This is a genomic window from Nonomuraea sp. NBC_00507 (assembly GCF_036013525.1).
In the GTDB taxonomy this organism is placed as follows: Bacteria; Actinomycetota; Actinomycetes; order Streptosporangiales; family Streptosporangiaceae; genus Nonomuraea.
On the sequence record NZ_CP107853.1, the window covers coordinates 2,233,626 to 2,255,244 of the forward strand.

General features: G+C 69.9%; 19 protein-coding genes. 12 read left to right on the plus strand and 7 right to left on the minus strand.

Features of this window, described 5'->3' with window-relative positions:
• Positions 1-17: 17 nt before the first annotated feature.
• From OHA25_RS11385 to OHA25_RS11395, 3 genes are all read right to left on the minus strand, one after another.
• A complete protein-coding gene (locus OHA25_RS11385; protein WP_327587535.1) occupies positions 18-1,457 on the minus strand; it encodes an MFS transporter in 1,440 nt (479 codons plus the stop codon).
• Between the two features lie 71 nt (positions 1,458-1,528).
• Entirely contained in the window at positions 1,529-2,017 is a 489-nt protein-coding gene (locus tag OHA25_RS11390) for a MarR family winged helix-turn-helix transcriptional regulator (protein WP_305923258.1), read from the minus strand.
• A gap of 66 nt (positions 2,018-2,083) precedes the next feature.
• A complete protein-coding gene (locus tag OHA25_RS11395; protein ID WP_327587536.1) occupies positions 2,084-2,815 on the minus strand; it encodes a dienelactone hydrolase family protein in 732 nt (243 codons plus the stop codon).
• A gap of 198 nt (positions 2,816-3,013) precedes the next feature.
• On the opposite strand from OHA25_RS11395, the gene OHA25_RS11400 reads away from it, so the two are divergent.
• Positions 3,014-3,319, plus strand: a complete 306-nt coding sequence (locus OHA25_RS11400; protein WP_327587537.1) for a DUF3817 domain-containing protein — start codon at positions 3,014-3,016, stop codon at positions 3,317-3,319.
• 78 nt (positions 3,320-3,397) lie between these two features.
• Here the strand turns inward: OHA25_RS11400 and OHA25_RS11405 are convergent, their stop codons facing one another.
• Entirely contained in the window at positions 3,398-5,281 is a 1,884-nt protein-coding gene (locus OHA25_RS11405; RefSeq protein ID WP_327587538.1) for an adenylyl cyclase, read from the minus strand.
• Between the two features lie 251 nt (positions 5,282-5,532).
• On the opposite strand from OHA25_RS11405, the gene OHA25_RS11410 reads away from it, so the two are divergent.
• The 4 genes from OHA25_RS11410 (at position 5,533) to OHA25_RS11425 (ending at position 7,733) form a co-directional block, all read left to right on the plus strand.
• A complete protein-coding gene (locus OHA25_RS11410) occupies positions 5,533-5,898 on the plus strand; it encodes a chorismate mutase (RefSeq protein ID WP_327587539.1) in 366 nt (121 codons plus the stop codon).
• Positions 5,899-6,015: 117 nt separating this feature from the next.
• Positions 6,016-6,525 carry a hypothetical protein gene (locus OHA25_RS11415; protein ID WP_305923253.1) on the plus strand — a complete coding sequence of 170 codons (510 nt, stop codon included), beginning with the start codon at positions 6,016-6,018 and terminating at the stop codon, positions 6,523-6,525.
• Between the two features lie 13 nt (positions 6,526-6,538).
• Positions 6,539-7,051 carry an RNA polymerase sigma factor gene (locus OHA25_RS11420; RefSeq protein ID WP_327587540.1) on the plus strand — a complete coding sequence of 171 codons (513 nt, stop codon included), beginning with the start codon at positions 6,539-6,541 and terminating at the stop codon, positions 7,049-7,051.
• Complete coding sequence (locus OHA25_RS11425; protein ID WP_327587541.1) at positions 7,035-7,733, plus strand: zf-HC2 domain-containing protein; 699 nt, start codon at positions 7,035-7,037, stop codon at positions 7,731-7,733. Before OHA25_RS11420 ends, OHA25_RS11425 begins: the two co-directional genes overlap by 17 nt.
• A gap of 47 nt (positions 7,734-7,780) precedes the next feature.
• On the opposite strand, the gene OHA25_RS11430 is transcribed toward OHA25_RS11425, so the two are convergent.
• Complete coding sequence (locus tag OHA25_RS11430; RefSeq protein ID WP_327587542.1) at positions 7,781-8,647, minus strand: helix-turn-helix domain-containing protein; 867 nt, start codon at positions 8,645-8,647, stop codon at positions 7,781-7,783.
• 87 nt (positions 8,648-8,734) lie between these two features.
• Here OHA25_RS11430 and OHA25_RS11435 point away from each other — a divergent pair, with 87 nt between their 5' ends.
• Entirely contained in the window at positions 8,735-9,211 is a 477-nt protein-coding gene (locus OHA25_RS11435; protein WP_327587543.1) for an SRPBCC family protein, read from the plus strand.
• Between the two features lie 10 nt (positions 9,212-9,221).
• On the opposite strand, the gene OHA25_RS11440 is transcribed toward OHA25_RS11435, so the two are convergent.
• The gene (locus OHA25_RS11440; RefSeq protein ID WP_327587544.1) at positions 9,222-9,644 is read right to left on the minus strand and encodes a carboxymuconolactone decarboxylase family protein; all 423 of its coding nucleotides are present in this window, start codon (positions 9,642-9,644) and stop codon (positions 9,222-9,224) included.
• A gap of 370 nt (positions 9,645-10,014) precedes the next feature.
• Between OHA25_RS11440 and OHA25_RS11445 the strand changes: the two genes are divergently transcribed.
• Positions 10,015-10,404, plus strand: coding sequence for a copper chaperone PCu(A)C (locus tag OHA25_RS11445; RefSeq protein WP_305923247.1), 390 nt, complete (start codon positions 10,015-10,017; stop codon positions 10,402-10,404).
• A 195-nt stretch (positions 10,405-10,599) separates the two neighbouring features.
• Positions 10,600-12,993, plus strand: a complete 2,394-nt coding sequence (locus tag OHA25_RS11450) for an excinuclease ABC subunit UvrA (protein ID WP_327587545.1) — start codon at positions 10,600-10,602, stop codon at positions 12,991-12,993.
• Between the two features lie 56 nt (positions 12,994-13,049).
• Here OHA25_RS11450 and OHA25_RS11455 read toward each other — a convergent pair whose 3' ends face one another.
• Positions 13,050-13,973, minus strand: a complete 924-nt coding sequence (locus OHA25_RS11455) for a LysR family transcriptional regulator (protein ID WP_327587546.1) — start codon at positions 13,971-13,973, stop codon at positions 13,050-13,052.
• A gap of 68 nt (positions 13,974-14,041) precedes the next feature.
• Here OHA25_RS11455 and OHA25_RS11460 point away from each other — a divergent pair, with 68 nt between their 5' ends.
• From OHA25_RS11460 to OHA25_RS11475, 4 genes are all read left to right on the plus strand, one after another.
• Positions 14,042-15,463 carry a sensor histidine kinase gene (locus OHA25_RS11460; protein ID WP_327587547.1) on the plus strand — a complete coding sequence of 474 codons (1,422 nt, stop codon included), beginning with the start codon at positions 14,042-14,044 and terminating at the stop codon, positions 15,461-15,463.
• A gap of 92 nt (positions 15,464-15,555) precedes the next feature.
• A complete protein-coding gene (locus OHA25_RS11465) occupies positions 15,556-18,393 on the plus strand; it encodes a BTAD domain-containing putative transcriptional regulator (protein ID WP_327587548.1) in 2,838 nt (945 codons plus the stop codon).
• Positions 18,394-18,553: 160 nt separating this feature from the next.
• Positions 18,554-19,924: an NAD(P)/FAD-dependent oxidoreductase gene (locus OHA25_RS11470; RefSeq protein ID WP_327587549.1), complete on the plus strand. Its 1,371-nt coding sequence runs from the start codon at positions 18,554-18,556 to the stop codon at positions 19,922-19,924.
• Positions 19,925-20,003: 79 nt separating this feature from the next.
• Positions 20,004-21,500: a serine/threonine-protein kinase gene (locus OHA25_RS11475; RefSeq protein ID WP_327587550.1), complete on the plus strand. Its 1,497-nt coding sequence runs from the start codon at positions 20,004-20,006 to the stop codon at positions 21,498-21,500.
• The last annotated feature ends 119 nt before the right edge of the window (positions 21,501-21,619 follow it).

Consider the following 21,619-nt stretch of genomic DNA (forward strand, 5'->3'; position numbering starts at 1 on the left):
GGGCGGGGAGGCCCGTCTCAGGAGGTCGCAGCCACCTCCTGCTGAGCGGGTTCGCCGGCGGCGGCCGGGGCGCGCAGGACGGCGAGCGCCACGGCGAACGCCGCGAGCAACAGCCCGGCGGAGATGCCGAACGCCAGCCGGTATCCTCCGGTCAGCGCGGCGGCCTGGCCGGCTCCGGAGGCCAGCAGCTCACCCGTGCGCGAGGCGGCCATCGTGGAGAGCACCGCCACGCCGATGGCCATGCCGACCTGCTGGGTGGTGTTGAACAAACCGGACGCCAGACCCGCGTCGCTCTCCCGCGCGCCGGACATGCCCAGCGTGGCCAGCGCCGGGAGCACGAGCCCGCCGCCGGAGATCAGCAGCATCGCAGGGAGCAGGTGAGTGACGTAGCCGGCGTTCACCGTGACCTGGGTGAGCAGGAGCATGGCCCCGATGAGCAGGGCCAGGCCGGCCATCAGGACGGCGCGGGCGCCGAAGCGGGCGCTGAGCCGGGCCGAGACGAACAGCGAGATCGAGCCGATGCCCACGGCGGCAGGAAGCATCGCCAGCCCGGTGTCCAGCGCCCCATACCCCAGGACCCGCTGCATGTAGAGCGCGACGAGGACCTGGAAGGCGAACATCCCCGACAGGGCGAGCATCTGGGCGAGGTTGGCGCCGACCACGTTGCGCGACTGCAGGATCCGCAGCGGCATGAGCGGGGCCTTGGCCGTGGCCTGCCGTGCCACGAACGCGGCGAGCAGGGCCAGCGACACCGCGCCGAGGCCAAGGGTGTGGGCGGCGAGCCAGCCGTACTCCTCGACCTTGACGACGGTGTAGATGCCCAGCATCAGGCCGGTGGTCACCAGCACGGCCCCGAGGACGTCCGCGCCGGCGGCCAGCCCGATCCCGCGGTCGGCGGGCAGCGCCAGTAGCGCGAGCACGACGGTGATCACGCCGATCGGCACGTTGATGAAGAAGATCCACGGCCAGCTCAGGGCGTCGGTGAGCACACCGCCCAGGACCTGGCCGATCGAGGCGCCGGCGGCCCCGGTGAAGCTGAAGATCGCGATGGCCTTGCCCCGTTCGCGCGGGTCGGTGAACAGCGTCACCAGGATGCCCAGGACCACGGCGGAGGCCAGCGCGCTCCCCACGCCTTGCAGGAACCGGGCGGCGATGAGCAGTCCGGGATCGGTGGCGGCGCCTGCCAGCACGGAGGCGGCGGCAAAGATCATGTTCCCGGTCAGGAACATCGTCCGACGCCCGATCAGGTCGCCCAACCTGCCCGCCAGGAGCAGCAACCCGCCGAAGGGGATCAGGTAGGCGTTGACCATCCAGCTCAGCTCCGCGCCCGAGAAGCCGAGGTCCTCCTGGATGGCGGGCATCGCCACCGTCACGATGCTGCCGTCGAGGATCGTCATCAGTCCCGTCGCGGACAGCACTCCCAGGGCGGTCCAGCGCGAGTTACGCACGTACGACATGGTCTCTCCCGTCTCAAGTCGACATGAGAGACCGTAGCAGATAGTTCCGTAATAGACGATCCTCTTCGGACCTACTTTCCGCGCTCCCGTGCCCTTCGCGTCTGCTGGGCTCCCTCGGCGGGGGCGGCAAGATGCCCGCTGACCAGGCGATTCAGGGCGCGGACCAGGACCTCGCGCTCGTCCTCGGGCAATGCCGTCAGCGCCGCCCGATGCACGCCGTCCACGATCTCCTGGCTGCGCCTGGCGATCGCCGCGCCTGTGTCCGTGACCGCGATGATGCGCGCGCGGCGGTCGGTGCTGGACGGGCGGCGCTCGGCGTACCCGGCCTTCTCCAGTGCGTCGACCGTCACCACCATCGTGGTCTTGTCCATGTCGCCGAGCTCGGCGAGCTGGATCTGGGTGCGCTCCTCCTCCAGCGCGTGGACCAGCACGCAGTGCATGCGCGACGTCAGCCCGATCTCGGCCAGCGCCGCCGACATCTGGGTGCGCAGCACGTGGCTGGTGTGGTCGAGCAGGAAGGACAGGTCTGTTTCTGTACGCGCGGGAGCCATCGCTGTCATGTCATCAGCCTACCAAGTCGTCCCGGTGCGGATTATCTGCGATGGAACGATGAGGCGCCGCCCACGTCAGCCGTTGGCGACGTACTTGTCGAAGAAGGCGAAGGTGCGCTGCCACGCGTCGTCCGCGGTCGGCTGGACGAGGCCGTGCCGCAGCGGGAACAGCGCGAGTTTCGCGAGGGGGTGGTGGCCGTCGGTCATGAAGGAATGCCCGGCCGCCGCATAGATCTCGACGTCGTGCTCGAGGCCGAGCGCCCTCATGTGCTCCTGCAGCCGCGTGCCGTGCGCCCGGAAGCCTCGGTCCCGCCCGCCGTAGGAGCCCACGACCGGACATACCGTCCGCAGTTCTTCCTGGTCGCGGGGAACCGCGCCGTAGTTCACCGATGCGGCCCGCACACCGGGGGGCGTGCTCGCCGCGTAGGCGAGGGCGAACCCACCGCCCATGCAGAATCCGATCACGCCGAGCCGGCTGCCGTCGACGTCATCGCGGTCGGCCAGCCATTGCCGGGTCGCGTCGATGTCGGCGGTCGGCCGCCCCGGCTTACCGGTCGTGAACTGGTGCATGGCCCGCGCCAGGCATCCGATTCTGGTGCCGTGGCTGTACAAGTCAGGCAGGATTGCCGCATATCCATGCTCGGCGAACCGGTCGACCACATCCAGCATGTCCGGTTCGATGCCGTAGATCTCATGCACGACCACCGCCCCCGGCCATCCGGCCGCAGGCGCGACCCCCTCCGGCAACGCCACGGTCGCGTCAAGTGAACTGCCGTCCGGCAGCGGAATGCGCACGTGTTGCCTCATCAGCGTCCTTAGCCGACCCGGTTCGACGGGAAACTAGCGGTGGGAAAGATCACGGCCGGTCGTTCTGCCGGTGTAACCACAGTGCTCTACGCATCGTAGAGTAAAGGGCGTTGCCTCCAGAAGGCCCGAGGGACCTCAGGGCGCGGTGGATCTGGGAAGTCGCTGTAAGTCTGGCAGATCTTGGAAAGGTGGCGTGTGGTGGAGCTTCGTCTGTTCCGACTCGTGGCGATCGCTGAGGCGCTGTCGTGGACGGGGCTGCTCGTCGGCATGTTCTTCAAGTACATCGTGGTGGTCGGCGAGCTCGGCGTGAAGATCTTCGGTCCGATCCACGGCGCACTGTTCCTGCTGTATGTCGCCGCTGTGATCTCCGCTGGGCGCGCCCACGGCTGGCGTACCGGGACGATCGTGCTCGGCCTGGCCTGCGGGGTGCCCCCGTTCGCCTCGGTATGGTTCGAGCGGCGCATGTCCCGCCGGGCGGCGGAGGTCGCCCCCGAAGCCGTCTGACGCAGCTCCCCGTTCGTACACCGTCGCGATGTACCCGGTGGGCCGGGGCGCGGAGACTCCGGCCCACCTGGGCGGCCTCTAAGGGGCCGGGTAGTCCGCGACGTACACCGGCACACCGACCTTGGTCGTGTCGGCCGCGTCACCCACGCCGTTGACGACATGGTCGATGATTCCGGCGCTGAGATTGACCGTCATGATGTGGTGCAGCTTGACGCCCGGGGTCTGCGGAACCTCGAAGCCGTTCTCGGTGTGGATCTGCGGGTTGTTCTGGTTGAAGACGTAGACCCCGCCACCGTAGAGGCGGTGCGTCTTCACGCGGTCGCCGACCTTGTAACCGGCCCAGCCCTCGACGTCGCCGTTCATCCAGTCGGCCTGGGTCGGCGGGTCGTACGGCAGCTCGTTCTGGTAGAGGATCGTCGTGCCGTCGTCGCCGTTCCAGACGGTGTTGTACTGCTGAAAGTGCTCGACGAACAGGCCGGTCGCGGTCACGTGGTCGCCGTTGATGACGGCGCCGTTGCGGCCGAGGTTGGTGTTCCAGCGCTGGGTGTCGGTGAAGCCCTCGACTCCGTGGTCGGCGCGCCACACCCAGGCGTGGTCGATGAGCACGTTGTCGCTGTTGACCTCGAGCGCGATGTCGGTCTTGCCGACATGCGGCCCGCCGACCCGGAAGTACACGTCGGACAGCGTCGTCGGGTTGTCCGCCGAGCTCCAGCGCGGCCCGTGCCTCTTGCCCACCCTCAGCAGGACAGGCGACTTCTCCAGACCCGCGTCGACGGTCACGCCGGCGACGACGACGCCGGGGACGTCGGCGACAACGAGCGGGGTCGAGCCGTGGACGGCGGTGAGCGTGGCGTGCCCGAGACCGAGGACGACCGTGTTCGGGCGCTTGATCTCGATGCTCCGCGCGATGTCGTACACGCCGGGCGTCAGCAGCAGGTGCTTGCCGCGCGCCAGCTGGCTGTTGATGACCTGCACCGAGTCCGACGGCTTCGCGACGAAGAAGTCGCTGATCGGCAGCGTACGGCCCGGCGTCATGCCGCCGGCCCACGTGACGCCGCGCGTGTCCTTCCGAGCGGCGGGCACGCGGACCTTGTACTTGCCCTGCGCGTCCACGAAGAGGTAGGGCTTCTCCCGGCTGACGGGAGTGGCGTCGAGGGTCGTGTAGGGCGGGCTCGGGAACGCGGCGTCGTCCGGTGCGCCGACGACGCCGGAGAAGACCTGGTTCCACACGCCGTTCGACCAGCCGGCGACCTCACTGTTGCGGGTCAGCCACTGCTGTTGCGATCCGTTCGTGACGGACGGCAGCTTGGAGTCGGCGATGAAGCCCCCGCTGGCGTACTGCGGGCCGGCGGTGCAGTAGTCCATCAGCGACAGGTTGCCGCCGCTGATGTTGAGCCGGCGCAGGGACACCGCCTGGGAGACGGCCCAGAAGTTCGCCGACGCCCGGCAGCCGTCCTGGCCGGCCGCGTTGACGTTGATCGACAGGTTGGACAGGGTGCGCCAGAAGTTGACGAGCGCGAGGCAGTTGGCGGTTCCGCCGTCCGCCAGGCAGCGGTTGTAGACTTCGACCTTGCCGTTGATGACGACGTCGGTGGGGGAGGCGCCCAGGCCGGCGATCTCGGTGTAGTAGCCGACCTTGATCTGGAGCGGGTGCTCCGCGGTCCCGTACGTGCCGGGCTTGAAGAGGTAGGCGTGGCGCGTGGTGCCCATCTCGTTGTCGACCTGAGCGGCATGTGCGGCGTCGAGGGTCGCCTGGATGTCGCTGACCGGCATGCTCGGATCGAAGACGGTGACGTTCGGCCCGAGATCGGGAGCGCCGGGGGCCGGCGATGCGGCGGTCGCGGCCGGTCCCGCCATCATGACGGCGGTGGCCAGCACGAGACCGGCCGTTAACGCCCGGGCGATGTGCCGGCCGGGGCTCCGGCTCGTGCGACTCCCGTCGCCGGGAGGCTGGGTCGTCATACGGGTCGTCCTTTCCGCTGCCGCCGGATCAACGAGAGAGCGCTCTCTCGCGACCAGCGCTCGTATCAAGGTCAGAAAAGGTGTGGAACGTTTCTATCGTGTGAACCGGGCGGATCACAAGTGCACGAACCGCGTCTGCCCGTAGCCGGGGATCCTCTGGCCGTCGCCTCGGCTCTCCAGGGCGCAGGAACCTTACTATGATAGGTTTTTCCGGCAAGAGGATCATAGCAAGTTTAAGTGGGAATACCCTTATGTCTGAACTTTATGGGCACTCCGACGGCCCTCCGGCTGAAGAAGAATCTGATCCCCATGCGCTCGCCCGAAAAGAGCTGCAGCGACTCCGTGACAGCATTGACAACCTTGATGCCGCGCTGATTCACCTTCTTGCGGAGCGATTCAAGTGCACCAAGGAGGTCGGCAAACTCAAGGCGCAATATGAGCTTCCGCCTGCGGATCCCGAGCGGGAAGCCCAGCAGATACGCCGGCTGCGTCTCCTGGCGGAGGAGTCGAAGCTCGATCCTGTTTTCGCCGAGAGGTTTCTGGGTTTCATCGTCGAAGAAGTCGTCAGGCATCATGAATTGATAGCCAACAGCATGTCGGCAGCGCGCGGGAATTAGCCGGTCTTCCCGGAGCATCGTGGCAAGCACTCTGGAGTCGCGCGGGGCGCAATCAGCGCCGCCTGTCATCCGTCCGTAGGGGTAGCAGGAAAAGCAAGCTCTCCTAAGGAGCCCGCGATGGCCATCGAACCTCTGGCAACTCGGCTGGCTCGCGGCGCGGTGGGTGGCCTGATCTCCGGCCTGATCTTCGCCGGGGTCACCATGTGGTTCGCCTCCACCCAGCCGCCCGGCAAGGCCGACATGCCGCTGCACATGATCGCCAGCATGGTGCAGGGCGGCCGGGAAGCAATCATGGCGGGGCAGACCAGCATCTGGGTGGGACTGGTGGTGCACCTGGCACTGTCCATGGCCTTCGGCCTGGTGTTCGCGCTCATTGCCCCGTGGCTGCGCTCCAACGGCACCGTCGCCCTGGTCGGCACCGTGTACGGCGCCCTCTTGTACGTGGTCAACTTCCTGGTGATCTCGCCGCTGCTGTTCCCGGTGTTCCGGGACGCCAACCAGCCGTTCGAGCTGTTCGCCCACGTGGTGTTCGGCACGGTGCTGGCGTTCTTCTTCTACGGATCCGGAGTCCGGCGCCCGGAGGGCTTCCTGGCGATCGGCTCGCCCGGCCGGGCCACGACCCACTGAGACGGAACCGGCCATGACCCGGCGGCAGGAGCGATTCCTCCAGGCGACCATGCCCGCGTCGGACCTGGTCCACAACCTGGCCCGGCGGCTCACCACCTGCGCCGCCGACGCCGAGGACCTGGTCCAGGAGACCTACACGCGGGCGTGGGCAGCCTGGCAGGACGGCCGCCGCCCGCGCAAGGCGGCGCCGTGGCTGGCCACGATCTGCCTCAACCTGGGCCGCGACCGGCTGCGCCGTACCGCCAACCGCGCCGAGACGAGCTGGCAGCCCGGCTTCGACCCGCCGGGGCCGGCGGACGTGGAGGACGAGGCGATCAACCACTCGCTGATCGAAACGGCCATCCGGCGGCTTCCCATCGACGAGCAGATCGCCCTGGTTCTGATGGACCTGTGCGGGTTCACCGCCGCCGAGGTCGCCGCCATCACCAACAGCCCGCGGGGGACCGTGCTGTCCCGGGCCCATCGCGGCCGCAAGAAGCTGGCGCACACCATCGAGGGGGTGAGGCCGAATGCGCCACGATCCTGAAAGGGATGCCGCCGCCTACCTCGCCGGCGAGCTCAGCACGCTGCGCCGCATCCGGTTCGAGCGGCACATGCTGGACTGCCGCGCGTGCTGGAGTGAGGCCAACACCGCACGTGAGGGCCGGATCCTGGCCGAGTCGCTGCGCGAGGCGGCTCCGGCCTCGACCCGGGAGCGGATCCGGGCGGTCGCCGACGTCCCCGCCGAGTCCCCGGTGCGGCAGCGCGCCCGCTGGCCGTACGTGCTGGCCGCGGCCACCGCGGTGCTGGTGGTCCTGGCCGCCGTGGTCATCCCGCAGGTGATCGAGCGCCGGCAGCCCGCGCCCCTGGTGGCCGCCGCCGCGCTGCTGAAGTCCAACGCCCTGACGCTCAGCCGTGAGCCTGTTCCCGCGATGAAGACCATCGGAGCGTACGGCTGGCGCGGCACGACCCAGCGCGACCTGGCCGGCATCCCGGCCACCATCTACGACTACGTCGCCCCCGAGGGGCGCCGGCTGCTCGTCATCGCCTCGTCTCAGGAGTTTCCTCGCGCCAGGAACGCCCGTGACCTCGACCCGGCCCCGAGCTGGCTGGCGAGGGTCGACGAGGTGTCCCTGCTGTGCGCGGACAAGCACGGACTGTCCTGGCTCGCCGCGGCAACCGATGACGCCGCGGCCCTGAGAGCCGGCCGCGCGCTCGGCCTGACCTGACGGCCGATCGCCTCGCTGCGATCAACCCTCATCGCGGGCATCCGCGCCTACGCGATCGGGCCCGCAGCGCCCTGCCACGAGCGGTCGTCGATCAGGCCGGTCTCGTCAGCGTGATCGGGATCTCTGGGTGTGGCGGCTCGGAAGAACTCTTCGGCTGGGCGGTCTTGGGGATAGATGAGCTCGATGCGCAGGTCGTCAAGGGTGATCTCGACCGCGGTGTCGAAGCGGGCGGTCAGCGTGATGGTGCGGATCACCGTGTCACCGGCACGGAACCACGGGCAGACGACCAGGCCGTCCTCGTGGTCGCCGGCGGGAGGAGCGAGGTTGGCGACGGCGTCCTCGGCGCAGGCGACGAGCGCGCGCAGCCTCTCGTCCAGCGGCGCCTGGCGTGACTGCCTGCGCAGCCGGCTCAGCACGGCCCAGGCCACGTCTGTCCAGTTGACGATGGCCTGGCGCAGTGTCGGGTCGGTGAGATAACGCTGAAGCAGGTTGGCGCCGATCAGATCTGAACCGAACAGCACGCCCGCCGCCTTGTTGGCCGCCACCACATGGGCATGACCGTCCAGCACCAGAGCGGGGAAGGGCTCATGCGCGGCCAGCAGCCGATCGATGGCCGAACGGAAAGGCCGCAACTCGGCGGCATCCGGGGCGGCCTGCGGGTAGGCCGGGGGCCATCCGGCGGCCTGCAGCAGCTGGTTGCGTTCACGCAGCGGGAGATCGAGCACCTCGGCCAGACGCAGCGTCATGTCCCGGCCCGGTCGTGAACGTCCGGTCTCCAGGAAGGAGATGTGCCGGGCGGTGGAGCCGGACAACGAAGCCAGCTGCAGCTGGCTGATGCCGCGCACGCGCCGCCAGTGCCGCAACCGCATGCCGAAGGGACTGACCTCGTCAAGGTGCGTGGCGGGGACGGCCATGCCGTCAGGGTGTCAGATTCCGTGCCGGGTGCTCCATTCCCCGATGGGGAATTGCCCGCCACCCGCCACGACGGCGACGGTGTCGATATGACCGAGATCTCCGCGGCGATCATCGTCGCCGCTCCCGCCGAGCGGGTGTGGCAGGTGGTCGCGCACCACTTCGCCCAGGTCGATGCGTGGGCCACGGCCGTCCGCTCCTCGCATCCGCTGCCGGAACAACCCATCGTGCCCGGGGCTCCGGTGGCCGGCCGGGTGTGCCGGACCGGCCTGCCCGGCCTGTCGCAGGTGACCGAGCGCATCGTGGCCTACGACGAGGCCGCGATGACGCTGACCTACGAGGCCCGCCTGCTACCCGGGCTGATCCCGCAGGCACGCAACCGATGGGAAGTCGTGCCGATCGGCGATACCCACAGCCGCGTGAGCACGCAGGGCAGCGTCCAGACACAGGGCATCCCCGGCATGCTGCTCTATCTCCTGCTGCGGCCCTTCCTCACGCTCGCCGGCCGCCGATTCCTGCGCGACCTGCGCCGCCACGTCGATCGGGAAATGTCGGCGTCCGGGTGACGCGTCCGGATCAAACGCCGGCGTGGTCGCGGCTCCATTCCTGATCCTGCCACGCGGGGTCAAGGGGTGTGTGCGCGATGTGGTTGGTGTAGTTGGACAGCGTCTTCATGCCGATGCCGAGCACGATGTCCAGCACGTGGCGGCGGGTGTAGCCGGCGGCCAGGAACGCTTCGATCTCGGTGTCGTTCACCCAGCCCTGCTGGGCGACCATGGCCTGGGTGAGGCGTCGCGCCGCCTCCAGGCGGGTGTCGTCGAGCGTCTTGCCCGCGCGCAGCGCTGCCACGACCTGCTCCGGTATGCGGGCGCGCAAGGCGAGGGTGGAATGCGCGGCCACGCAGTACTCGCAGCCGTTCTCCACGCTCGCGGTGATCCAGACCACATGTTTGGCCGGTCCCGGGAGCGAGGACTTGCCGAACAACTGGAAATCAACCATCAGAGCTCCCATCCTGGAACGATTGGTCCAAGATAGGGGCGTCGGGTGCGCAAAGGTCAACGCGATGCGTTCGGCAAAGTCGCAGGAGGGTACATCCTGCATGCGGTCAGGCCTCCGCAGGCGGCGCCCGCCGACCACCGCACTCCCCTCATCACGGCCTGGCCAGAGCAGCCGGAACATCACAGGGGAGCGCGATATGGGGACATCACATGGGGACTTGCGCGTCAGCGCAAGGCGAGTAACGCTTCGACTCCTCCTGGCGCTCTGTGTGCTGTCGCCCCTTGTGGCCTGTAACCCCGCTCAACGGGAGTCCCCCCTTCCCCAGTCCACCCGGAACCGGGAGGGCCTGGTCGATGCGCAGGTCGGCGCGATGCAGCTGCTGCACGTCCACATTCTGGCCCCGCCCATGGACCAGCAGAAAACCGGCGACGACCTGGGCCTGTACCTGACCCTGGTCAACCGCAGCGACACACCTCAGCAACTCGACGGCGTCAGCACCGTGCACGCCCAAAGCGTCGCTTACCGCGCAAGACCGTCCGCGCCCCGGCAAGCTGTCAAGGTGACGGTCCCCGCTGGCGGCGTCCTCTCACTTCAACAAGGGCAGGACCGTCCGCACCTGGAACTCATCGACATCCGTCGCCCGCTCGGGGCCACCCCGATCGACGTCACGTTCCGCCTCTCCACCGGTACGACCACCTTGCGCATTCCGGTGCTGCCACTGTCACGAGGAGCTGGATCACCCACGCCCGGCGCCAGCTAAGCGAGCAGGAATCGAGAAGCGCCGGTCGGCGAGCCGTAGTTAGCGTGACTGTCATGGACATCACCTCCAGGACGACTCGTCCTCCTGAGCCTGCGCCGACGCAGGAAACCGGACATACTGCTCAGAGCTGCTCAGGTTGAGCGAGGCAACCGGATGGAGACCGCGCCGGCGGCTCCATCCAGAGACGGAGAAAGGATGAGCATGGCCACGACGACGGACACGCAGTCGCCTGCGCCGCACGCTGCCGACAGCCACGACTTGATCCGCGTGCACGGCGCGCGCGTGAACAACCTCAAGGATGTCAGCGTCGAGATCCCCAAGCGCCGGCTGACGGTGTTCACGGGTGTGTCCGGCTCGGGCAAGAGCTCTCTGGTGTTCGGCACGATCTCCGCGGAGTCGCAGCGGATGATCAACGAGACGTACAGCGCGTTCGTGCAGGGCTTCATGCCGACGCTGGCGCGGCCCGAGGTCGACGTACTCGAAGGGCTGACGACCGCGATCATCGTCGATCAGCAGCGGATGGGCGCCGACTCCCGCTCCACGGTCGGCACCGCCACCGACGCCAACGCGATGCTGCGCATCCTCTTCAGCCGGCTCGGGCAGCCGCACATCGGCTCGCCCCAGGCGTTCTCCTTCAACGTCGCCTCGATCAGTGGCGCGGGTGCGGTCACCCTGGAGCGCGCCGGACGGACCGTGAAGGAGCGTCGCGACTTCAGCATCACCGGCGGCATGTGCCCGCGCTGCGAAGGCCGGGGCAAGGTCTCCGACATCGACCTCACCCAGCTCTACGACGACTCCAAGTCGATCGCCGAGGGCGCGTTCACCATCCCCGGCTGGAAGTCGGACAGCTGGTGGACCGTGCGGATCTACGCCGAGTCGGGCTTCCTGGACCCGCACAAGCCGATCCGCGAGTTCACCAAGAAGGAGATGGACGACTTCCTCTACCGGGAGCCGACCAAGGTGAAGGTCGAGGGCGGCAACTACACCTACGAGGGGCTGATCCCGAAGATCCAGAAGTCGTTCCTCTCCAAGGACCGGGAGGCGATGCAGCCGCACATCCGGGAGTTCGTGGACCGGGCCGTCACCTTCACCTCCTGTCCCGAGTGCGGCGGCACCCGGCTCAGCGAGGCGGCCCGGTCGTCGCGCATCGGCGGGATCAGCATCGCCGACGCGTGCGCGATGCAGATCAGCGACCTGGCCGAATGGATCCGCGGCCTTGACGAGCCGTCGGTGGCGCCGCTGCTCGCCACGCTGCAGCGGACCCTCGACTCGTTCGTGGAGATCGGGCTGGGCTACCTCTCGCTGGAGCGGCCGTCGGGCACGCTGTCGGGCGGCGAGTCACAGCGCGTCAAGATGATCCGCCACCTCGGTTCCTCACTCACTGACGTCACCTACGTCTTCGACGAGCCCACCATCGGGCTGCACCCGCACGACATCCAGCGGATGAACAACCTGCTGCGGCGGCTGCGGGACAAGGGCAACACGGTGCTCGTCGTGGAGCACAAGCCGGAGGTGATCGCGATCGCCGACCACGTCGTCGACCTCGGCCCCGGCGCGGGTACGGCGGGCGGCGCGGTCTGCTTCGAGGGCACCGTCGAGGGGCTGCGCGCCGCCGGCACCATCACCGGCCGCCATCTCGACGACCGGGCCGCACTCAAGGAGACGACGCGCAAGCCCACCGGCACGCTGGAGATCCGCGGCGCGACGGCGAACAACCTGCGCGAGGTCGACGTCGACATCCCGCTCGGAGTGCTCGTCGTCGTCACCGGCGTCGCCGGCTCCGGCAAGAGCTCGCTCGTGCACGGGTCGATCCCCGGCGGCGCGGGCGTGGTGTCGATCGACCAGGGCGCGATCCGCGGCTCACGACGGAGCAACCCGGCGACCTACACCGGACTGCTCGACCCGATCCGCAAGGCGTTCGCGAAGGCCAACGGCGTGAAGCCGGCGCTGTTCAGCGCCAACTCCGAGGGCGCCTGCCCCGTCTGCAACGGCGCCGGCGTCATCTACACCGACCTGGCGATGATGGCCGGTGTCGCCACCACCTGCGAGGAGTGTGAGGGGAAGCGGTTTGCGGCATCGGTGCTGGACCACCACCTCGGCGGCCGCGACATCAGCGAGGTGCTCGCGATGTCGGTGACCGAGGCCGGGGAGTTCTTCGGCGCCGGCGAGGCGCGTACGCCGGCCGCGCACGCCATTCTCGGCCGGCTCGCCGACGTCGGGCTCGGTTACCTCACCCTCGGTCAGCCGCTCACCACGCTGTCCGGTGGCGAGCGGCAGCGGCTCAAGCTGGCCACCCACATGGCCGAGAAGGGCGGCGTCTACGTGCTCGACGAGCCCACCTCCGGCCTCCACCTCGCCGACGTCGAGCAGCTGCTCGGCCTGCTCGACCGGCTCGTGGACGCCGGCAAGTCGGTCATCGTCGTCGAGCACCACCAGGCGGTCATGGCGCACGCCGACTGGATCATCGACCTCGGCCCCGGCGCCGGCCACGACGGCGGCCGGGTCGTCTTCGAGGGCACACCCGCCGACCTCGTCGCCGCCCGCTCCACCCTCACCGGCGAGCACCTCGCGGCCTACGTCGGCACCTGACCGAGGCCACCGGGCCGCCCACCGGCCACGGCCGGCCGCATCGGCGCGTCACTTGATCATCGGTCAGCCCCGCCGGCCGATGCCCGTGCCGTGGCGGGCGGCCGGTGACGTTGCGCTCGGGGCGGGGCGGTCGCGTACAGCTGACGGGCCATGTCCACCAGCGCGTCCAGAAGCGGGGGCGGGTCGTCCTTCCACCAGGCCAGCCGCACGTCGATGGGGGGCGCGTCGGTGACGACGCGGTAGGCGACGCCGGGACGGGGATTCTGATTGGCGGTGGCCTCGGCGGTCATCCCGACGGCCTGGCCGGCGGCGATGAGAGTGAGCCACTCGTCGACCCCGTCGATGCCGCGGGTGCTGACCGGCTGGGCATCGGGCGGCCACAGGTCCAGGCTGGTCGTTCCGCTGCGGTAGTCGATCGCGACGGTGTAGCGGGCGAGATCGGCCAGCCGCAGCGAGCGGCGCCGGGCGAGGGCGTTGTCGGTGTCCACCGCGGCGTAGCGGTACTCGATGCCGATCGAGGCGGTCTCGAAGCGGTCGTCGGCGAGGGGCCGGCGGATCACGGAGACGTCGGCGATGCCCTCGCTGAGACCGCCCGTCGGGGTGTTGGAATGGACGAACACCAGCGACACCCCGGGATGGGCGACGGCCCACGTCTTCTGCAGGCGCCGGGTGTGCTTGCCCATGGCGGCGTAGGCGTAGCCGACGCGGAGCTCCGTACGGGAGTCGTCGGCGATCCGCTGAAGGAAGGCGACCTCGTCGAGGATGCGCCGGGCGTGGGCGACGACGCGGCTACCGGGGCCGGTGAGCAGGACGTGATGCGTGGAACGGTCCAACATGCGAGTGCCGAGGGAGGTCTCGAGGGCGGCGATCGAGCGTGAGACGGCGGCCTGCGAGCAACCGAGCATGGCTGCCGCGTCCGTGAACGTGCCCGCATCGACGACTGCGACGAGCATCCGGAGATGGCGCAGCTGCACATCCATACGCCTAGCGTATAAAACGGACAAAACACTCATTTCCGTCACCGTTGGATGGGTCTGAGACTGAAGGTATGACCTGGTCTCTGAAGAGTTCCATCCGGGCGCGATACGCGCTGGCCATGGGCGTGTTCTCGCTGATCGTCCTTTCCGCGCTCGGCGCGACGCTGGACCTGGCGATCCGTGCCCAGGTCCAAATGATGGTCTTCAACGAGGCCGAGCGGGTGGCGAGTCAATGGAGCGCGGCGGCCCGCACCGGCGTTGTCCCGCACCGGATCCCCACCTCCGGGCACGTCGAGCTCATCCAGGTCGTCGACGCCCACCAGCGGGTCGTGGAGTCCAGCAAGATGGCATCGGCCACCCTTCCGCTCAGCCGGGTCCGCCCGCCGCCGGATGACCGGTTCCAGCGCTACATCGAGTGTCCCTGGGGCGGCCACTGCCTCATGCTGATGGCCATCCGGCTGAGCCCGGCGCCGGACGCCGGCGTCGTCTACGCAGGCCTTCCCGAGCCCGACGTCCTGTCCACGCACCGCCTCGAGTACGTCATCGGCGCGGGGATCGCCCTCCTCGTCGCCGTCGCGGCATGGACGACGTGGCTGCTGGTAGGGCGTACGCTGCGTCCCGTCGAGGCGATCCGGGCGCGGATATCGGAGATCACGGTCAGCGATCTGAGCCTGCGGGTCCCCGTTCCGCCGGGCCGGGACGAGATCGCGCAGCTCGCCGTCACCGCCAACCAGACACTCGCCCACCTGGAGGGCGCGGTGGAGCAGCAGCGCCGGTTCGCCTCGACCACCTCGCACGAGCTGCGAAATCCGATCACCGGGCTGCGCGCGCAATTGGAGGAGGCGGCGCGGTACCCCGAGGACGTCGACCCGCACGAGACGATCCGCACCGCGTTGTCGGCCACGGACCGGCTGGAGGCGATCGTCGATGACCTGCTGCAGCTGGCCCGCCTGCGGGCCGCCGAACCCACCCCTCCGGAGCACATCGACCTGGGCGAGCTGGTCGCCACGGAGGTGAACGCCAAAACCGGCCGCGTGCCGGCCGACATCCGCGCACCCCGCGGGCTCGTGATCCGCGGGCATCGGATGCAGCTCATCCGCGTCTTGGACAACCTTCTGGCCAACGCGCAGCGGCATGCCGAATCCGCGGTCGGCGTCACCGTCGAGCAGGACGAGGGCGAAGCCGTGGTCGCGGTGACCGACGACGGCCCGGGCGTCGCCCCTGCCGATCGGGAGCGCATCTTCGAACGCTTCGTCCGCCTGGACGACAGCCGCCGCCGGGACCCCGGCGGAAGCGGACTCGGCCTGGCCATCTCCCGTGACATCGCCCGCGCCCACAACGGCAGCCTGGAGGTCGAGGATTCGCCACGGGGAGCCAGGTTCGCGCTGCGGCTCCCGCTTGTTGACCGGGTTCACAGTCCTTCCCGCGACCCGTACACCAACGGGTTCGCGCATGACGACGTCGGCGGGAACGGGCAGCTGGTGGACCGGTAGATCTGCCGGGCTGTGGGCCGCGTGTACTTCTTCGAATATGTGGATGATTCGGATATTCTCACAGCGCGTGCAGGACGGCGGGAGGTCTGCTGGTGAGCGTGACCGAGGACGTGAGGTTCGGCGTTCTGGGGCCGCTCCGGGCCGAGGTCAGCGGTCGCCCGGCAGGGCTCGGCGGACCGCGTCAGCGGGCCGTGCTGGCGCTGCTGCTGATCGCGCGGGGCAGGAGCGTCTCGGCAGAGCGGATTCTCTCCGAAGTGTGGGAAGGCACGCGACTTCCCTCCCTGACGACACTCCATGGGTACGTGGCCGATCTGCGCAAGACGCTGGAGCCGGAAAGAGCGCCCGGCGCTCCGGCCCGCCTGCTGGTACGCGAGGGACCCGGATACGCCCTTCGGGCGGCGCCCGCCGCGGTGGACGCCGAGCGTTTCACCGATCTGGCCGCTCGCGGGCGGCGCGCGCTGGAGGGCGGCGACCCTGAACTCGCCGCGGACCTGCTCGGACAGGCGCTCGCGCTGTGGCGGGGCCCGGCCTATGCCGACTTCGGCCCAGCGGCCTTCGCGGTGCCCGACGCGACCCGGCTGGAGGACCTGCGGGCCACGGTCTGCGAGGACAGACTCGCCGCCGTCATCGCATCCGGGCAGCACGCCGCCGCTGTAGGCGAGCTGGAGGCACTGATCGCCGAGCAGCCGCTGCGGGAGCGCGGCTGGGAGTTACTGGTCCTCGCCTTATACCGGTCGGGGCGGCAGGCCGACGCGCTCGCCACCCTTCGAGCCGTACGCAGGAAGCTGGCTGACGAGCTGGGCATCGACCCGGGACGCGGCCTGCGCGACCTGGAGGCGGCCGTACTCGCCCAGGACCCGCGGCTGGCCCCGGAGCCGGCCGAGCCGAGCCGCATGTCGTATCCGCCGGCCGCGGCTCCGGCACCGCACTCGGGCAATCTGCCGTTCGCGCTGTCCAGCTTCGTCGGCCGCGACGGTGACCTCGCGGCCGTCGCAGCTCTGCTGGACGGGCACCGGCTGGTCACGCTCACCGGCCCGGGCGGCGTCGGCAAGACGCGCCTGGCCTTGGAGGTCGCACGCGCCCGTACTGACGCCGACGGGCCCTGGCTCGTGGAGATCGCGGGCCTGCACGCACCCGAACTGCTCACCGCGACCATGGCCGCCGCCCTGGGGTTGCCTACCGCGGCGTCTCCCGATCAGCTGGCCGGGATGATCGCCGGCCGCGACATGCTGATTGTCCTGGACAATTGTGAGCATCTGCTGGTCCCCGCCGCCATGCTCGTCCACACCCTGCTGACCCGCTGCGGCACCGTACGGATGCTGTGCACCAGCCGCGAACCCCTGGGCATCTCGGGTGAAACGGTCTACGAAGTACCGCCCCTGGACGCCGCCACGGAGGCCGCGGACCTGTTCGTGCGCCGTGCGGCAGCCGTCTCGCCCGGCTGGGCTGCCGAGCCGGGCGACAGGGAAAGGATCGCCGCCCTGTGCGCGCGGCTCGACGGCATCCCGTTGGCCATCGAACTCGCCGCCGCACAAAGCCGGGCGCTGTCCGTCGCTCAGATCGCCGATGCCGCGGAGGACCGCTTCACCCTGTTGGTGGACGGATCGGTCGGACGGCCGGACCGCCATCGCACTCTCCTGGCCACGGTCGCCTGGAGTGACCAATTGCTGCAGCCGGAGGAGCGCCGGCTCTTCCACCGGCTCGCCGTGTTCGAAGCCGGCTTCGACCTGGAGGCCGCCGCCGCGGTCGGAGGAGTCGATCCCGTCCTGCCGCCGCTGTCGGCGTTGGTCCGCAAATCGCTGGTCACCGCCCAACCGGGCACGGCGCCACGCCGCTACCGGATGCTGGAGACCCTGCGCCAGTACGCCATGGCCGCGCTCTCCCCGGACGAGACGGCCCAGGCACAGCAACGCCACCGCGCCTGGGCCCTGGCCAGGGCTGAGAACGCCGATCGTCATCTCCGCGGCCCGCAGGGAGCGGCGTTGCTGAGCGGGCTGAGCCGCGATCAGGCGGAGTTCCGGGCCGCGTTCGCCTCGTCGCTGGCCGCGGGTGACGGCGAGTACGCGCTCCGGCTGAGCGGCGCGCTGTTCTGGTTCTGGTTCCGCATGGGGCATGTCGGGGAGGGCCTCGCCTGGCTGTCCGAGGCGTTCGCGGCGGCCCCGCGAGCCGGTGCGGACATCCGGGCGCGTGCCTGGTACGCGCTCACGGGACTGCACTACCTGGCCGGACAGCCGCCACAGGCGTACCAGGCGGCCTGCTCGGCGATCGAGGAGGCCCGCCAGGCAGGCGACCCGGTGACGGAGGCGGGCGCGACCGCCTACGCCGCCTACCTGGGCCTGCTGGCCGGGGTGGCGCTTGACGCCGATGCCCTCACCCGCGAGGCCGTCGAGCTGGCCCGGCGCAGCACTCTGAACTGGCTGGAGGCCGAAACGCTCATGGTCCGGGGCATGGCCCTGCGGGTGCTGGGGGATCTGCCGGGCGCCGACAGTGTCTTTCGTGAGGCCATCGACGCCGCTCGCGCCAGTGGCCACGACTGGGCCGCGGACGGGGCGGCCTGGTGCGACATGAAGACGGCCTCGGACCGCGGGGACGGCGCTCGGGCGCTGACCATCGCGGCGGACATCCTGGCCACGATGGACCGTTACGGAGACATCTCCTTCTGGCTGGTGACGGTGCACAGCGCGGCCCGCGCCCTCGCGCTGACCGGCCGGGCCGAGCACGCAGCCGTGCTGATGGGGGCCGTGGAGGCCATCGGCAAGCGAGCCGGCGTCTCCCCGGAGCTGATGGACCCGTTGGACGGGCCGCGCGAGGCCGCCGCCGTTCGCGGGGCGCTTGCGCCGGAGGAGTACGAACGCCATGCGGCCCGCGGGCGCGCCATGTCTCGGCAGGATGCGAGTGCCCTGCTCAGCTCGTTGATCGCTGGACAGTGATCCTCTGATCGCAGCCGCCCCCGCCATCGGCCCGGGGCGCTTGAAGCCTGGGAAGTCGCTGGGGAAGCCCGTTCCCAGGGGCCCCGAAGCAGGCCGGCCCACTCTCGTTGTGGTGAACGCGGCGCCGTCCGGTCCGGGCGGCCGGACAACGAGGTGGACCATGATCAAGCGAATCGGACACGCCGTCGTCGCGGGTGCGGGGATGGGTGGGCTCCTGGTGGCCCGGGTGCTCAGTGAGACGTTCGAGCGGGTCACGGTGATCGACCGTGACGCGTTGCCCGCCGAGGGCGTCGCCCGGCGGGGCGTGCCGCAGGGGCATCACGCGCACGGGATGTTGTCCCGGGGCTGCGAGATCCTCGAGGACCTGTTCCCCGGGCTGACCGCGGACCTGGTCGCCGCGGGCGCCACCACCTGCGACATCCAGGACGACGTCCGCTGGTACAACGACGGCCGGCTGCTGCACCCCGCGCCCTCGCGGCTGCGCGGCCTGACGGTCAGCCGGCCCGAACTCGAACGGTATCTGCGGTCCCGGGTGGCGGATCTTCCCGGCGTAGCGATCCACGAGCGCTGCGAGGTGGTCGAGCCGATCGCCGGCAGGGATGGCGCCGTCACCGGAGTACGTCTGCAGCGTCCGGGGCACCAGCCCGAGGACGTGGCCGCCGATCTCGTGGTGAACGCCGTGGGCCGGGGAAACCGGGGTGCGGAGTGGCTGCGCCGGCTGGGATACGAGCCCGCGCCGGAGGAACGTGTCGACTCCCGGCTGCAGTACGTTTCGCGTGAGTACCGGCGCCGGCCCGGCGACTCCGACTTCGTCGCCATGGTCGTGGGGCACAGTACCTCGGTCCCGAGGGGCGGGGTCGCCCTCAGCGGGGAGGGACACCGCTGGCTCGTCACCCTGTTCGGCATGGGCGACGACGTCCCGCCCATCGACTCGGACGGATACCACGGGTTCGCCGCCCGGCTCCCGGTCCCCGACCTGCACCGCCTCCTGGAGCGCCTGGAACCGCTGGGGGAGCCGCGGCGGATGCGCATCCCCGTGAGCATTCGGCGCCGCTACGAACAGCTGAGCCGGTTCCCCGAGGGCTATGTGGTGTTCGGTGATGCCCTGTGCCAGTTCAATCCCAGCTACGGGCAGGGCATGACGGTGGCCGCCTGCGAGGCCGTCGCCTTGCGTGAGAGCTTGCAGGACGGCCGACGCGACGGCCTGGCCCGCCGCTTCTTCGAGCGGGCCGCGCGGATCATCGACGTGCCCTGGGACCTGTCGGTCGGTGGTGATCTGCGGTTCCCGTCCGTCGAGGCTCCACGTCCTCTGCGTGTGAAGCTGCTCAACCGCTACATCTCACGCCTCCACGTGGCCGCGGAGGCGGACCCGGTGGTCGGGCACGCCTTCCTGAGCGTCGCCAACCTGCAGGCCCCGCCACAGCGCCTGTTGTCGCCCGGCATCCTGGCCCGGGTGCTCCGGCCGCGTCCCAGCGGCGGCCCGGCCCACCCCCGGCTTCCTGCCCGGGAACAGCTCCCGGCCGGTCAGTGACGTTCGGCCGACTCGGCATGGGCAGGCGTACCCGTAAGGTTAGGCCGCAGTTGTGGAGAGTAACCTGATTGGTGCGGATATGCCGGACGTGAAGCCCGTAGTGATTGCCGGGCGGTACGAGTTAATCGAGTTGATCGGCCGGGGCGGCATGGCGGAGGTCTGGCGCGGTCACGATCGGCGGCTGGACGTCCTAGTCGCGGTCAAGATCATGAATCCCTTGACGGGAGGCATCGCCGCGGCCGAGCGGTTCGCCCGCGAGTCCAAAGCCGCGGCGCGGATCGCGCACCCCAATGTGGTGACGGTGCTGGACGTCGGGCACGACGAGCAACGGCGCTACCTCGTCATGGAACTGCTGGCCGGTCGCAATCTGGCCGCCGAGCTGGCTGCTCGTGGCCCGCTACCGGTCGCTGAGGCGTGCTATCTGCTCAGTCAGGCCGCTGCTGGGCTGGATGCCGCCCACCAGGTCGGAGTGGTCCATCGTGACATCAAACCGGCCAACCTCCACCTGACCGGCACCGGCGCTTTGAAGATCGTCGACTTCGGTCTGGCCCACCTGGCCAGCGAGGCCTCCCGGTTGACAACGGTCGGCACCATCGTGGGCACCGCGGCCTACCTGGCCCCCGAGCAGATCGACGGCGCCGGCGGGGAGGTCGCGACCGACCTGTACGCGCTGGGCTGCGTGGCGTACGAGCTGCTGAGCGGCCGGCCACCCTTCACCGGCTCGCCCCCCGAGGTGGTCTACCAGCACGTCCACCACTCACCCGCCCCGCCGAGCAGCCACCGGCCGGACATCCCGATCGAGCTGGAGCGGCTTGTCCTGGCCATGCTCGCCAAGGATCCCGCCGACCGCCCGGCCGGCGCCGAGCAGGTACGCCAAGGCTTTGCCGCCGTTGCCCATGCGGCCCGCCTCCGAGGACGACACGCGCATCAGCAGACGAGGGTGACACCGGTGCCCCCGCCCGGTGTCGCCAGGGCGGGCGATACCCGCCTCTTCGACGCCCCATTGCCCGGCGCCCTGAACGCCGCCGCGCAGCCTGGGCCGGCGGATGGCCGGCGCCTGCTCCTCCAGGTCGCCGCCGCCGTCGCGGTCATCGCGGTCATCACACTGGGTGCCGTGACCGTGTTCTCCGGGTCGGAGGATCACGCCGCGGAGCCATCGCCTTCAGCGGCTTCGTCCGACGCTGCCCGCGCGTCGGAACAGCCCCAGCCGACGGCCACCACCCGCTCGACCGCTCGAGCGTCCGTACGGCCGACGCCGTCCCCGAAGGTCACACCGACGCGGCCGGACGCGCGGGATCCACGGACCTGGCTGGCCGCTCTCGACCAGGCCGTGAGCGCCCAGCAAGCGCAGGGCGGCATTGACGACGACCTTGCCGATAAGGCGCACGAAAAGATCCGCGAAGCGGCAAAGAAGCTCGTCGAAGGCAAGACACAGGAAGCTCGAGAGAAGATCCAGGAGCTCGGCAAGGACCTGGCCGAGGCCAGGAGCGAGGGCAAGCTCGCCAACGGCCCTCTCACGCAGTTCCTCAACCGCTTCGGTCTGGGCGCCGAGCGCGAGGAGGATGATGACGACTGATCGGCCCACCGGGCGAGAGGTACACCGCTGAGCAGCAGGTACGTCATGGCCACGTTTGGGTATGGGCGTAGGAGTCTTGGCGTGTCTGCGCCCGTGTCGCCCCTCACTTGAAGCGTCGA